This is a genomic window from Pseudoalteromonas sp. SiA1, from assembly GCF_018732205.1.
GTDB classification, from domain to species: Bacteria; Pseudomonadota; Gammaproteobacteria; order Enterobacterales; family Alteromonadaceae; genus Pseudoalteromonas; species Pseudoalteromonas tetraodonis.
The window spans coordinates 458,288-472,746 of sequence record NZ_CP076085.1 but is presented as its reverse complement, the minus strand read 5'-3'; the positions used below and the strand labels follow the sequence as shown (position 1 = coordinate 472,746).

12 protein-coding genes and 1 pseudogene are annotated in these 14,459 nt (G+C 40.9%); 9 read left to right on the top strand and 4 right to left on the bottom strand.

From position 1 onward, the window contains the following. Nucleotides 1–24: 24 nt before the first annotated feature. The 4 genes from KK487_RS17490 to KK487_RS17475 form a co-directional block, all read right to left on the bottom strand. Nucleotides 25–744 (bottom strand): SIR2 family NAD-dependent protein deacylase, encoded by a 720-nt coding sequence (locus KK487_RS17490; RefSeq protein ID WP_090493440.1) that lies wholly within the window; start codon nt 742–744, stop codon nt 25–27. A 279-nt stretch (nt 745–1,023) separates the two neighbouring features. After that, the gene (locus KK487_RS17485; RefSeq protein WP_016900100.1) at nt 1,024–1,269 is read right to left on the bottom strand and encodes a YfhL family 4Fe-4S dicluster ferredoxin; all 246 of its coding nucleotides are present in this window, start codon (nt 1,267–1,269) and stop codon (nt 1,024–1,026) included. Between the two features lie 14 nt (nt 1,270–1,283). Next, on the bottom strand, nt 1,284–2,672 hold the full coding sequence (gene trhP / locus KK487_RS17480; protein WP_128583202.1) for a prephenate-dependent tRNA uridine(34) hydroxylase TrhP: 1,389 nt from the start codon (nt 2,670–2,672) through the stop codon (nt 1,284–1,286). Between the two features lie 155 nt (nt 2,673–2,827). Then, nucleotides 2,828–4,153 (bottom strand): methyl-accepting chemotaxis protein, encoded by a 1,326-nt coding sequence (locus tag KK487_RS17475; protein ID WP_036955295.1) that lies wholly within the window; start codon nt 4,151–4,153, stop codon nt 2,828–2,830. A gap of 270 nt (nt 4,154–4,423) precedes the next feature. Here KK487_RS17475 and ndk point away from each other — a divergent pair, with 270 nt between their 5' ends. The 9 genes and pseudogenes from ndk (at nt 4,424) to der (ending at nt 14,457) form a co-directional block, all read left to right on the top strand. Then, nucleotides 4,424–4,855 carry a nucleoside-diphosphate kinase gene (gene ndk / locus KK487_RS17470; protein ID WP_008111339.1) on the top strand — a complete coding sequence of 144 codons (432 nt, stop codon included), beginning with the start codon at nt 4,424–4,426 and terminating at the stop codon, nt 4,853–4,855. Nucleotides 4,856–5,038: 183 nt separating this feature from the next. After that, entirely contained in the window at nt 5,039–6,169 is a 1,131-nt protein-coding gene (rlmN, locus tag KK487_RS17465) for a dual-specificity RNA methyltransferase RlmN (protein ID WP_010389431.1), read from the top strand. A 118-nt stretch (nt 6,170–6,287) separates the two neighbouring features. Further along, a pseudogene (gene pilW / locus KK487_RS17460) lies at nt 6,288–7,193 on the top strand (type IV pilus biogenesis/stability protein PilW); the annotation flags it as partial. 386 nt (nt 7,194–7,579) lie between these two features. Then, nucleotides 7,580–8,449, top strand: coding sequence for a RodZ domain-containing protein (locus KK487_RS17455; protein WP_036955299.1), 870 nt, complete (start codon nt 7,580–7,582; stop codon nt 8,447–8,449). A gap of 5 nt (nt 8,450–8,454) precedes the next feature. Further along, nucleotides 8,455–9,573 (top strand): flavodoxin-dependent (E)-4-hydroxy-3-methylbut-2-enyl-diphosphate synthase, encoded by a 1,119-nt coding sequence (gene ispG, locus KK487_RS17450; protein WP_013462930.1) that lies wholly within the window; start codon nt 8,455–8,457, stop codon nt 9,571–9,573. Nucleotides 9,574–9,758: 185 nt separating this feature from the next. Further along, a complete protein-coding gene (gene hisS / locus KK487_RS17445) occupies nt 9,759–11,039 on the top strand; it encodes a histidine--tRNA ligase (RefSeq protein WP_036955301.1) in 1,281 nt (426 codons plus the stop codon). A 45-nt stretch (nt 11,040–11,084) separates the two neighbouring features. Beyond that, complete coding sequence (locus tag KK487_RS17440; protein WP_036955303.1) at nt 11,085–11,705, top strand: YfgM family protein; 621 nt, start codon at nt 11,085–11,087, stop codon at nt 11,703–11,705. 10 nt (nt 11,706–11,715) lie between these two features. Next, nucleotides 11,716–12,894, top strand: a complete 1,179-nt coding sequence (gene bamB / locus KK487_RS17435) for an outer membrane protein assembly factor BamB (RefSeq protein ID WP_028834271.1) — start codon at nt 11,716–11,718, stop codon at nt 12,892–12,894. Between the two features lie 93 nt (nt 12,895–12,987). After that, complete coding sequence (der, locus tag KK487_RS17430; protein WP_010389444.1) at nt 12,988–14,457, top strand: ribosome biogenesis GTPase Der; 1,470 nt, start codon at nt 12,988–12,990, stop codon at nt 14,455–14,457. The last annotated feature ends 2 nt before the right edge of the window (nt 14,458–14,459 follow it).

Sequence of the window (14,459 nt, the reverse complement as noted above, 5' to 3'; positions counted from 1 at the left end):
GCAATACAAAACCTATTTACCCAGTTAACCTTGTTGCTGTATGTACTCCAACGCAGTCATTTTTTTATAACTTACATTTGAGTGCAATACATGAGTAGGGTCGGGGTCAACAATTTCAATAGGAATACTGTAACTTCGCGCAATCTCGAGCGCCATTTGAGTAATATTAACGCTGAACGAAGTACCCATAAACACCATTTTATCGGCATCAATCATTCGCTGCTGCGCTTCAGTAATGCGGTATAGCTCGGTGTAATATTCATCAAATAACAACACAAAGGGCTTTAAAGAATGATTAAGCTTTGGCTGATGGTTTTCAATATTGAATAACGCAAGTAGAGAGCGATGTAAGTTGCTCTCATCAACATTACTCCATAGCGTAGCTTGTGGTGTAACGTTATCACCTTGATGATGAAATACAGTCATTTGATCAAGCCGACCATGAATCGCAATGTAATTTTTATTACCCGCCTTACCATCTAGCCCATCAATATTTTGAGTTATTAAGTTTTTATCACTAAGCCAATGATGCACTTCGTTAGGACCATGATGACGATAAGTTGCAAAGCGATGATAATACCAAGCTAAAAACTCACTTGGATTATTTTCATACATTGCACGTGTCGCCATTTCCATTGGCGTATAGTTTTTACTACCAATAGTCCAAAAACCATCTTCACCGCGAAAGGTGGGAATACCGCTAGCAGCACTTACACCTGCTCCAGTAATGTATAATGTATTCATAAAGTCATCTCTTATATTCAATAACCCTATAATACTTTATAAGATTGTATATTTGTGACCTTTACTCTTTAGCTATTAAATTATTTAAGCTTCGGCCATTTAGCTGAAAATAAAGTTGGGCACCAAGAAAGCTCTTTATATTTTTAATTTCGCTCAAGAGCACTTTAAATCCTTTTTTAATTGTATGTGGGAACTATGCCAAAAATAAACAATAACTAATTAGTTACAATGCACTTAGCTTTCTCAGAAAAACATATAATTAATCTACTAATTAAGTAACTAACCCATTAACCTCACATATTTTTCTGCCAGCTCATCTATAGTTTCTCGGTGATTAGGGTCAGGCTTTATACAATCAATGGGGCATACGCTCACGCACGTTGGCTTGTCGTAATGACCCACACATTCGGTGCATTTATCTGAATCTATTTGATAAATTTTAGCGCCCATATAAATGGCTTCATTTGGGCACTCGGGGTCGCACATATCACAGTTAATGCATTTGCTGTTTATAAGTAAAGCCATGATTAAACTCTCTATTATGAAACAGCTTGTTTGAAAGGATTGCGGGTGTCTTGGTTTTCATCCAAGTTGCGCATAAGTATCGCGTGCTCTAAATCAATGTTGTCAGGCAGTGGGATTTTTACGATATGGCCTGAGCCTTTAGCATCAGTAATGCTTTCGCCCTTTTTATTTTCCATACATTCAAGCACAAAGCTAATATTACCTTTCGGCGTCATTAGCTCTAATGAATGGCCAACACAAAATTTATTTTTTACATCTATTTCAACCAAACCATTAGCATTACGTTCTAATACTTCACCTACAAATTGCTGCTTGGTAGATACAGAGTGACCGTATTCGTAATTTTGATAATCTTGATGAGCGTGGCGCTTTAAAAATCCTTCGGTGTAACCGCGGTGTGCAAGGTTCTCAAGAGTTTTAAATAAATCAGCATCGAATGGTTTACCTGCAACCGCATCGTCAATCGCTTTACGATACACCTGAGCGGTACGCGCAACATAATAAAATGACTTAGTACGCCCTTCTATTTTTAGGCTATGCACCCCCATTTTTGTTAGCTGCTCTACGTATTGCACGGCGCGTAAGTCTTTTGAGTTCATGATATAAGTACCATGCTCGTCTTCAAATGCAGGCATATATTCACCCGGGCGACCTTGCTCTTCTAGCATAAATACATCGTTACTTGGTGCGCCTTCACCTAACGTAGGTATAACCGTTTTAGGGTCAATTTTATGTACCATTTCACCGGTTTCGTTCTCAGTGCCAGGTTTAACATCATACTTCCAACGACATGCATTGGTGCAGGTGCCTTGGTTGGGATCGCGCTTATTAATATAGCCCGAGAGTAAACAACGCCCTGAATAAGCCATACACAGTGCGCCATGAACAAATACTTCTAGTTCTGTTTCTGGGCACAGAGCACGAATTTCGCTGATTTCTTCAAGCGATAGCTCGCGAGACAAAATCACCCGCTCAATACCTAGTTTTGCCCAAAACTGTACGCTTGCGAAGTTCACTGCATTAGCTTGAACCGACAAATGAATTGGCATATCAGGCCATTTTTCACGTACTAGCATAATTAACCCAGGATCTGACATGATCAATGCATCCGGTTTCATAGCAATCACCGGCTCTATATCACGTAAATACGACTTAACTTTTGCGTTATGCGGGGCAATATTCGACACTACATAAAACTTTTTATTCAGCGCATGTGCTTCGTTAATCCCTATTTGTAATGTATCTAAATCAAATTCATTATTGCGAACCCTTAAACTGTAACGAGGTTGACCGGCATAAACCGCGTCGGCACCATAGGCAAAGGCATAACGCATGTTTTTTAAGCTGCCTGCGGGGCAAAGTAATTCAGGTACAAATAAGGTTAAAGAAGAAACAGCTGACATGTGCGCTCCATACATCGAACCGGGTTCAAGCCGGTTGCATGAATAATTAAGGGAAATAAAGCGCGCAAGTATAATGAGATGGCAAAAGAGAAACCTTGATCAAGATCATCAAAATTTCTCTTCAGCGCTAATAAATAAAGAGCTGTAAATTTAAGTTATTTTTTACTGCTTAATTGGTTCGAGAATTGACTAACGGCATCAACAACTTGTTGCGCGCCTTTTTTAATATCACTCATTACATCACCAGATTCTTTGGAGAGCGCTAGACCTTGTTGCGCTTTATTTTTACCTTGCTCAATTACTGCAACGGTTGATTGAGTTAAATTTTGGTTTTGCTGTACAACGTCCACTATTTCTTCAGTCGCTTTACTGGTTCTGGAGGCAAGTAAACGCACTTCATCAGCCACCACCGCAAACCCACGGCCTTGCTCGCCAGCACGCGCGGCCTCAATAGCCGCATTAAGCGCCAATAAATTAGTTTGATCAGCAATGCTGCTAATGCTCTGCACTATGCTCGCAATGAGTTGCGACTGTTTATCTAATGCTGAAATTTCTTGAGCAGCTTGCTCCATTTGCACCGACAGTTCGTTCATAACCTGAACTGTTTTTTGTACCACTTCAGCACCTTTATCCGCGTTATTATCAGTTTCGATAGAAGTGCCATGCGCAATACTCGCCGCTTGCTCTGTAGCCAGTTCTCTTTCTACTTGGTCAGTGATCACTGTGGCAAATTTAACTACTTTATAGAGCTCATTTGCTTCATTAAAAATCGGATTATATGAAGCCTCTAACCAAACTACATGGCCGTGTTTATCAATACGTTTAAATCTGCTCGCAATAAACTCACCATTACGCAAACGTTGCCAGAAGGCCTGATACTCTTTACTACTCGCTTCTTGTTCGTCACAAAACATACCATGATGCTTGCCCACCACGTCTTGTCTTGAATAACTCATACTTTTTAAAAAGTTGTCATTAACACGTAACACCATACCTTGAGTATCAAACTCAATAACCGCTGTTGAACGATGCAATGCTTTGATTAAATCTTCGTTTTCTCTTGAACTCTCAATTATTTGTGTAAGCACAGTGCAATGCAGGGTTAAATACTCAAGCTGACCTTGCTCGTTTTTTATAGGATGTAAAATGCAGCGTAACCAATCTCGTTGTCCGTTTGGGTGGGATACTTGGATAGCGCCGGCAAAATGTTCTACTTTACTTAGCGCTTTTTGAAAGGCATGAAAATCCGCGTTATTTCTAGCATTTTCAGGAATGAAGTCTAAAATATTTTTATTAATTATTTTGTTATTTGAGTAGTTAAACTCTCGCTCAAAATTTTTATTTTGTCTTAAAATAGCACCTTGCTTATCAAGCTCTAACACCAGCATTTCACTGTCTAAGCTTTGCTTAACCTGCTCCCTTACAGAAAGCTTACTTTGTAAATCAGCGATTTGATTTTCTAAAGATTGGTTAAAAAACATATTGTTACCTTAGTGTTTAAATGTATCGGCATGCATATTGAGTCTATAAAAAGTGTACTATGAATAAAAAGTCTCACCACTTAAACAAAAGTATAGCTCATGTTTATAAACACATAGTAAACGTAAAAACATTGTTTTTAGTTCATAAATCGGGGTTAGCAAATTAAAAAAAGCAAGCAAGGTAGAATAAATTAGGTTTTTTTGACTAAAACGCGTATAATTCGCGCCCGTTAATATTCAACCTTTTATTTAAATTATTGGAGCACAAAGATGGCTTTAGAGCGTACTTTTTCAATCGTAAAACCTGATGCAGTTGCTAAAAACCACATCGGCGCAATCTACAACCGTTTCGAAACTGCAGGTCTTAAAATCGTTGCAGCTAAAATGGTTCACCTTTCACAAGAGAAAGCTGAAGGTTTCTACGCTGAGCACAGCGAGCGTCCTTTCTTTGGTGCTTTAGTATCTTTCATGACTTCTGGCCCAGTAATGGTTACCGTTCTTGAAGGCGAAAACGCTGTTCTTAAAAACCGTGAAATCATGGGTGCTACTAACCCAGCTGAAGCACTAGCGGGTACTTTACGTGCAGACTACGCTGATAGCATCGACGAAAATGCGGTTCACGGTTCTGACGCTGTTGAATCTGCTGCTCGCGAAATCGCGTACTTCTTCGCTGACGAAGAACTTTGCCCACGTACTCGTTAATTCGAGTTCACAGCTAACCCTGTGATGCAAAGTATGAAAAGGGCTTTCGAGCCCTTTTTTAGTCATTACGTAAAGTATTAACCGTTTATTTATGATGTTTTACTTAATGATTATAGTGGATGAATTGTGTACAATTCGCCCTTGTAAATTTTTACCATCACCGCCACCGATTGAGGTTGTTACATGACCGAGCAAAAAAAGATTAACTTATTAGATTTAAACCGAGATGCAATGCGAGAGTTATTTGTATCATTCGGTGAAAAGCCATTTCGTGGCGATCAGGTGATGAAATGGATTTATCATTTTGGCGTAGATAATTTCGACGAAATGAGCAACGTAAACAAAAAGCTAAAAGAAAAGCTTAAAAATGAGTGTGAAATCGTTGCACCTGAAATTTCAGTTCGCCAGCAAGCCAGCGACGGTACAATTAAATATGCACTCGTACTTGAGGGCGGCCAAGAAGTTGAAGCTGTTTGGATCCCAGAAAAAGATCGCGCCACATTATGTGTATCGTCTCAAGTGGGCTGTGCACTGGAATGTACTTTTTGCTCAACGGCACAACAAGGCTTTAACCGTAATTTAAAAGTGTCTGAAATTATTGGCCAAGTATGGCGTGTAGCCAAAGACATTGGCCTTGATGGAAACAGTGAAAAACGCCCTGTCACTAACGTCGTTATGATGGGAATGGGCGAGCCGCTACTGAATGTTAAAAACGTAGTCCCGGCGATGGAGCTGATGATGGACGACTGGGGCTTTGGTTTATCTAAGCGCCGCGTTACATTAAGTACCTCGGGTGTAGTACCTGCCCTTGATTTATTAAAAGAAAAAATAGACGTAGCACTGGCTATTTCACTTCACGCTCCTGATAACGCACTGCGTGATATTTTAGTACCGATCAATAAAAAGTACCCAATTGAAGAATTTTTAGCGGCCTGTCGTCGTTATATTGATGGCTCAAAAGCCAATAAAGATGTCACCATTGAATACGTTATGCTTAATGGCGTAAACGACAGTACCGACCAAGCACATGAACTGGTTAAAACGCTAAAAGGTACGCCATCTAAGGTAAACCTTATTCCGTTTAACCCGTTCCCAGGTAATGAGTATACGCGTTCAAGCAACAGCCGAATTGACCGTTTTTCAAAGGTATTACAAGCTGCGGGGATTACCTGTATTGTTCGTCGTACACGAGGGGACGACATTGACGCTGCCTGTGGTCAGTTAGCTGGCGATGTGGTTGATAGAACAAAACGTATGGCTAAAAAGAAAATGCGTGATGACAATGCAATTGCAGTAAATATTCACCAAGCCTAACTAAGTAACTCTGTGCCTTTGTGCCTTTGTGATAAATTGTTTATTTTTAAATAAATGATGCAACACAAAGGCTTTGAGGTAAGATAGAGGCTATGGAAATAAATAAAGAGACAAGGTAATGCGATCTTTACTTGCTTTAGCACTATCAACACTACTTTTAAGCGGTTGTGTGACTGAAAATAGTTACAACGGCAGTGACAAACCCGTCGTCGAAAATAAAATAAACAACGCAGGCGCAGCACGTACCCGCATTGCTTTGGCATTACAATATTTAAACACCGGTAATAATTCCCAAGCAAAATACAACCTTGAGCGTGCGAGCGAATATGCACCAAATCTTCCCGAAGTTCATTATTCTTTAGCCTATTACTACCAACAAGTTGGCGAAAATGCATTAGCCGACAAAGCCTATCAAAAAGCGTTGGCGATTAAGCCTGACGATCCGAACACCCTAAATAACTACGGTACGTTTTTATGTAGTATTGATGAGTATGATCGCGCGACCGATCAATTTTTAAAAGCGATTGAAATTCCTAGCTATATTCGTGTAGCACAAAGCTATGAAAATTTAGCCTTATGCGCCATTGAATTTAATGACTTTACCAATGCAGAAAGCTACTTTCAACAAGCGCTAAACCACAGCTCGCAACGCGCCTCTACATTAATAAGCTTAGCGGCTTTGTATTACGCCAAAAGTGACTTATATAAAGCCAGTACTTTAATACAACGTTATGACGATACTGCACAGGTTTCTTCGCGAGCATTGTTACTCAGCTACTTGGTTAAACAACGCATGGGTAGAATAGAAGATGCTGAAAAAATTGCAGCTACCATTTTGCAAACGTACCCAAATAGTGTTCAAGCTAACGCCATTCGTGACAACCAATTAAGGCAAACAGAGTTTGAAGTGCTGCGAGAAAAGTACCGTCAAGCACAACTTGATGAATTGCAAGAAAGCAGTAATAACAATCAAATTATTGTGGAGCCAAAAATAAAAATTATTCGTAAAAAAAGCCCAACATCTGCTGTAAACTCTGATGATTCAGTAAAGTAAGCTGCATAAAATACAACAGAGACACAAATACCTTTTTAAATTAGTATAAATAAGAGTAAAAACGAGTGTATCGGTTGATATCGCTCGTTTTACTGTAAACCAATTTAGCATTTCAGTGTGATTCAATGCTAAACTGCTATATGTTAGGTGCATTAAAGGGCTTTAAAAATAAAAACAGCAAAAATTTTAAAAGGGCGATACTAACGTTTTTATAAAACCGCAGCTGATGATACCCTTTAAAAGCGTGCATTCTAGTAGCAAGAATAAACGAACACTAAAAAATAAAAACAAAGTCTTACTCTGGTTATTAAGCCAAAACATTAACTTTTACTCGTGGATCCAGACTCATACATATTATGAATGAAGATAATACACAACCGCAGAGCGACGAACCCTCTGTAGGACAAATACTAAAATCGCATAGAGAAAATGCAAATATCAGCATTGCTGAAATCGCCTCGCTATTAAAGCTAACAGAATCACAAGTTGAGCATATTGAAAGCGACGAGTATCATTTACTCGGTGCAAAAACGTTCGTTAAAGGCTATATAAAAAACTACTGCCGCACACTAAACATTGATAGCGCAGCTATTTTAGCGATGCTGCCGGCCTTTAGCACATCAGATAAACCGGTCGATATGCAAAGCTTTTCAAGGCGCACAGAAAAAGAAGCCCATGACAGCCGACTTATGACCGTAAGTTACTTAATTTTAGCTATCGTTATTGGTTCTTCTGCAGTGTGGTGGTGGCAAAATGCAATGCCTATTGATGAACAAACTAAAACTATTAATGCTAATAACTCGCTCATAACTCAACAACAAGAAAACACCAAGCTGTTAGCTGAAGCCGCCGACGAGGCACTATTAAATGACATTGAATCTACAGAAGAAGTAGATTCTGCATTACAAAATGAACAACAAACAATTCAAGCTGCGCCAGTTAATAATGCACAGAGCACCAGTGAGCCAAAAAACAGTGATTTAAGCACCATTTTTATGATGTTTAACGATGAGAGCTGGGTAGAAATTCACGATGCCAATGATGAAAAAATTGCTTTTGGTGTAAAAAAAGCAGGCTACGAAATGACCCTAACCGGAGTAGCGCCTTTTTCAGTGGTATTAGGCAAGCATGATGTTGTTCGTATTACCCTAAATGGTGAGCCAGTTGATATTTCGGCCTTTCCTAAAAACCGTTTAGCTAAATTTAAATTACCCTTAGCAGAGTAGTCGCTATGTTTTCAGAATCTCCTATAAAACGCAGAAAATCCACACGCATAAATGTGGGTAATGTTCCTATTGGTGATGGTGCACCTATTGCCGTGCAGTCGATGACCAACACAGATACGATGGACGTTGATGCCACTGTAGCCCAAATTCAAGCTATTCAAGATGCCGGTGCAGATATTGTTCGCGTGTCAGTACCTACCATGGACGCCGCTGAGGCATTTAAAAGTATTAAAGAGCAAGTGTCGATACCCCTTGTCGCCGATATTCACTTTGACTATCGCATTGCATTAAAAGTAGCAAAATACGGTGTTGATTGTTTGCGTATCAACCCAGGTAACATTGGCAGTGAAGAGCGCATTAGAGCGGTAGTTGATTCAGCGCGTGAGCATAACATTCCTATTCGAATAGGGGTAAATGGCGGCTCACTTGAGCGCGATTTACAAGAGAAATACGGCGAACCTACTCCAGAAGCCCTATTAGAATCGGCTATGCGCCACGTAGATATATTACGCCGTTTAGACTTTGATCAATTTAAAATTTCAGTAAAAGCATCAGACGTATTTTTAGCGGTAGGCGCGTATCGCTTGCTCGCTAAAGAAATCGACCAACCACTGCATTTAGGAATAACCGAAGCTGGCGGCATGCGCTCTGGCTCTGTTAAATCGGCCGTTGGTTTAGGGATGTTATTAGCAGAAGGCATTGGTGATACGCTGCGCGTATCTCTCGCTGCAGACCCAGTACAAGAAATAAAAGTTGGCTTTGATATATTAAAATCACTGCGTATTCGCTCGCGCGGGATTAACTTTATTGCTTGCCCAAGCTGTTCACGCCAAGAGTTTGATGTGGTGAGCACCATGAACCAACTTGAAGAACGTTTAGAAGACATTATTGAACCGGTTTCAGTGTCTGTAATTGGCTGTGTTGTTAACGGCCCAGGCGAAGCGCTAGTCAGTGATATTGGCCTTGCCGGTGCAAACCGTCGCTCAGGCTTATACATAAATGGCGAACGCCAAAAAGCCCGTATTGATAACAATAATATTGTTGATCAGCTCGAAGGCTATGTGCGCGATTTTATCGAGCAAAAGCAGCAACAAACACCAATCGATATAAAAATCGTAGAGTGATTTAAACGCCAGCAATATGCATTCAATTGACTTTTTTAGTAGCGGCATTCACAGCGCAGTACAAATTACATACACACCGCTATACTCGCAATTACCTTGTAGTTAGGGTTATAATGCGCGGTCGATTTTTTAGTTTTACGTAGTTGCAGTCTAAGACTGCACATAAACAGATTTAGGATTTATCAGTGGCAAAACAAATTCAGGCAGTTCGCGGTATGAACGATTGCCTGCCAGGCGATACGCAAGTTTGGCAGAAAGTAGAGCACATTTTACGCGAGACCGTATCATCGTTTGGTTATCAAGAAATTCGTTTTCCAATTGTAGAATCAACCGACCTATTTAAACGCTCTATTGGTGAAGTAACCGATATTGTAGAAAAAGAAATGTACACCTTTGCCGATCGTAACGGTGATAATTTAACTCTGCGCCCTGAGGGTACCGCGGTGTGTGTACGTGCAGGTAACGAAAATGGCCTGTTATACAATCAAGAACAACGCCTTTGGTACATGGGCCCTATGTTTCGCCATGAACGCCCACAAAAAGGTCGTTACCGTCAATTTCACCAATTTGGTTTAGAAACCTTTGGTATTGCCAGCGCCGATATAGACGCTGAAGTTATATTACTCACGGCGCAACTTTGGGAAGCATTTGGCATAAGCGATCATGTACGCTTAGAACTTAACTCATTAGGCTCAAATGAAGCGCGCGCGCAGTATCGTGATGCCTTAATTGCCTTTTTAGAACAACATACCGATGTACTAGATGAAGACTCTAAGCGTCGTATGTACTCTAACCCGCTGCGCGTTTTGGATACTAAAAACCCAGATATACAGGCAATCTTAGTCGATGCACCAAAATTATCTGAATATTTAGATACTGAATCAAAAGAACATTTTGAAAATTTATGTGAACGATTAGATGCCGCAGGCGTCAAATACACGGTTAATGAAAAGCTAGTTCGTGGCTTAGATTATTACAACCGTACTGTATTTGAATGGGTAACCGATAGCTTAGGTGCACAAGGTACAGTATGTGCCGGTGGTCGTTATGATGGCTTAGTTGAGCAATTAGGCGGTAAATCAACCCCAGCAGTTGGTTTTGCGATGGGATTAGAGCGCCTAGTTTTATTGCTTCAAGCACTTGAATGTGTAGGTGACATACGCCGTAGTGCTGATGTATATTTAGCAGCCATGGGCGACAAAGCCAGCATTCAAGCGCCCATTATTGCATCTACGTTACGTCGTGACGTACCTGGATTACGCGTTATGGTGCATGCTGGCGGTGGTAACTTTAAAAAACAATTAAAACGTGCTGATAAAAGCGATGCATTAGTCGCAGTTATTATCGGTGAAGATGAATTAGAGCAAGGCGTTGTGACCATAAAGTATTTACGTGAGCGTAAAGAACAAGTCACATTAGAACTAGAACAAGCTAAAGCGCTACTTGCAGAACTAATTAATAGCTAAAATTACATAAAGCGCTGCGAGTAAAGCGCTTTAATAGAGGTAAGCATGGAAATTTATTCAACTGAAGAACAACAAGCAGAAGCGATTAAACGCTTTTTTCGTGAAAACGGCCTATCACTTGCGTTAGGTGTAATTGTTGGCTTAGGTGGTTTGTACGGTTGGAAGGCCTACAAGCAAAACCAAATAACAACAGCAGAGCAAGCATCTGATGCCTACACTAAGCTTGTTGAAAGTGATGACGTATTAGCCTCTGCTGATGCCTTCATCAGTGAAAATAAAGACACTCAGTACGCAACTTTAGCGGCATTTGTTGCTGCAAAAGAAGCGGTAGATGCACAAAAATTAGATGTAGCGAATGAAAAGCTAAGCTGGATTGTATCAAATGTCGATAACGCGCAGTTAAAAGCCATTGCCACTACGCGTTTAGCGCGTGTGCAAATTGCTCAACAACAATACGATGATGCATTAACCACGTTAAATTCGCCGTTGCCAGAGGCATTTAATGCAAATGTTGCAGAGTTAAAAGGCGATATTTACACTCAGCAAGGCAATAAAGAACAAGCACGCGTAGCCTACCAAGCTGCGGTTGATGCCGGTGGATTAACCAGCAATCCTCTATTACAAATTAAGTTAGATGACCTAGCAGTAACTAGCCCAGCGGCATAAGGTTTTAGGCATGAGAAAAATAACAACAGCAACGCTCGCCCTTTGTATGGCAACACTTATGGGCTGTTCATCAAGTGATGATGAAGAAGAACTGGTACTTCCTGAAATAGCCAATCAGTTTGAAACAGAAGTTGTTTGGCAAGAATCAATAGGTAGCGGTGTAGAGCATTACTTCTCACGCCTATCACCAGCTGTTTATAAAGATACTGTCTATGTAGCGAGTCGCGAAGGCCAAGTAGAAGCGTTATCACTTGCCAATGGTGATACGCTTTGGGAAACCGATGTTCGTCATGATTTATCGTTTTGGCCTTGGAGCGATAACGATAGTGCAAAATTATCAGGCGGAATATTACAAGCTTATGGTAAAATCTATTTAGGTTCAGAACATGGCTATGTCATTGCCCTTGATCGTGAGACAGGTAAAGAGGTATGGCGTAAAAAAGTGCCAGGCGAATCACTGTCTAAACCTGCTGCAGGCGATGGTTTAGTGTTTGTTAATTTAGCATCAGGTAAGTTACTGGCCCTGCATCCTGATACGGGTGAAGAGCGCTGGAGCTTTGAGCAAGAAGTGCCAGCACTTACCTTACGCGGTCAAAGTTCACCAACCGTCGCTAATGGTGGTGTGTTGGTTGGCCTTGAAACAGGTAAGCTCAGTGTTTTAATTTCTGAGAGCGGCTACTCAGCGTGGAGCGCAGAAATTGCAGTAGCAAAAGGCGCATCAGAGTTTGAGCGTTTAGTTGATGTTGATACACAACCACTTATTAGTGGCCCGTTTGCTTATGCGATTGCATACAATGGTAACTTATCAGCAGTTGATATTCGTTCTGGTAATGTTGTATGGAAACGTGAATACAGCAGCTACCGTGAAATTGCCATGGATTTGCAAACAATTTACGTTGTTGATAGTAACGGCGTTGTTTATGCACTTGATAAAGATTCAGGCATTGAACGTTGGAGCCAACCCGCTCTTCGTGGCTGGTACTTAACAGGCCCAGCAGTTGCCGGTAATTATTTAGCGTTAGGTGACCAAGAAGGCAATTTGCATTGGTTAAATAAAGACACTGGCGAGCTAGTATCTCGTGAAGACTTTGACAGCTCAGGTTTTTTTGTTGAGCCTGTTGTTGCTGACGATAAGTTGATTTTATACACCCGTGATGGTGAAGTTAGCGCGGTAAAAATACCGAACTAACTGTCTACTATTAGTGTAAGGCACTAATAGTTAATTATTTTTTGTAAGGCTTCGCACTGCGAAGCCTTTTGTTGTTTTTTAAAGAGGTAGTTTATGCTTCCCGTGATCGCTCTTGTAGGGCGACCCAATGTGGGCAAATCCACATTATTTAACCGTTTAACACGTACTCGTGATGCACTCGTTGCCGACTTTCCTGGCTTAACGCGTGATAGAAAATATGGCCAAGCAAATTACGATGGCTTTGAATTTATCGTGGTAGATACGGGCGGTATTGATGGCTCAGAAGAAGGTATCGAAACCGAAATGGCTGATCAGTCATTACTAGCCATTGAAGAAGCGGATATTGTTTTATTTTTAGTTGATGCTCGCGTAGGTATGACAGTGGCTGACCAAGCTATTGCTAACCACTTGCGTAAGCAAGAGAAAAAGTGCTTTGTGGTAGCCAATAAAACAGACGGCATTGATGCTGACTCGAACTGTGCTGAGTTTTATCAACTTTCACTCGGTGAAGTTCATCATATTGCAGCCGCTCATGGTCGTGGTATTACTTTACTGCTCGAACAAACACTTCAGCCAGTTATTGCTGAACTTGCCGCACTTGATGAAGATGTAGCCGATGACGATGAAGAGCTTATCGACTTATATCAAGAAGGTGAAGAAGATGACACTGATCACCAAGCGTTTGCCGACAAGCCGGTAAAGCTGGCTATTATTGGTCGTCCAAATGTTGGTAAGTCAACCCTTACTAACCGCATACTAGGTGAAGACCGGGTTATTGTATACGATATGCCAGGTACAACCCGCGACTCAATTTACATTCCGATGACCCGTAACGACAAAGAATATATTCTTATCGATACCGCTGGTGTGCGTAAACGTAAAAAAGTAAGTGACGTGGTTGAGAAATTCTCAGTCATTAAAACGCTACAAGCAATCGAAGATTGTAACGTCGTGTTACTAGTGGTTGATGCCCGCGATGGTATTTCTGATCAAGACTTAAGCTTATTAGGCTTTGCCCTTAACTCAGGGCGCTCATTGGTGATTGCCGTGAACAAGTGGGATGGCCTAGATAACTACGTTAAAGATCGTATTAAAACTGAGCTTGATCGTCGTTTGGGCTTTATTGATTTTGCCCGCTTGCACTTTATCTCTGCGCTACATGGTACGGGTGTTGGTCATTTATTTGAATCAGTTGACGAAGCGTATGAGTCGGCAACTAAACGTATAAGCACCGCTATGCTACGTCGTATCATGGACATGGCACAAGCGGATCACCAGCCGCCACTTGTTCGCGGTCGTCGTGTTAAGCTTAAATATGCGCATGCTGGGGGTTATAATCCGCCGCGTATCGTCATTCATGGTAACCAAGTTCATGATTTACCTGATAGCTACAAACGCTACCTAATGAACTACTACCGTAAAGCACTTAAGATTATGGGTACGCCAATCAAAATTGAATTTAGAGAAGGCGATAACCCATTTGCAGGGCGTACTAATAAAGTAACCCTGTCGCAAAAACGTAAAATTCGTGCGTTTAGTAAAGAAAACCGCAATAAGTCATAACG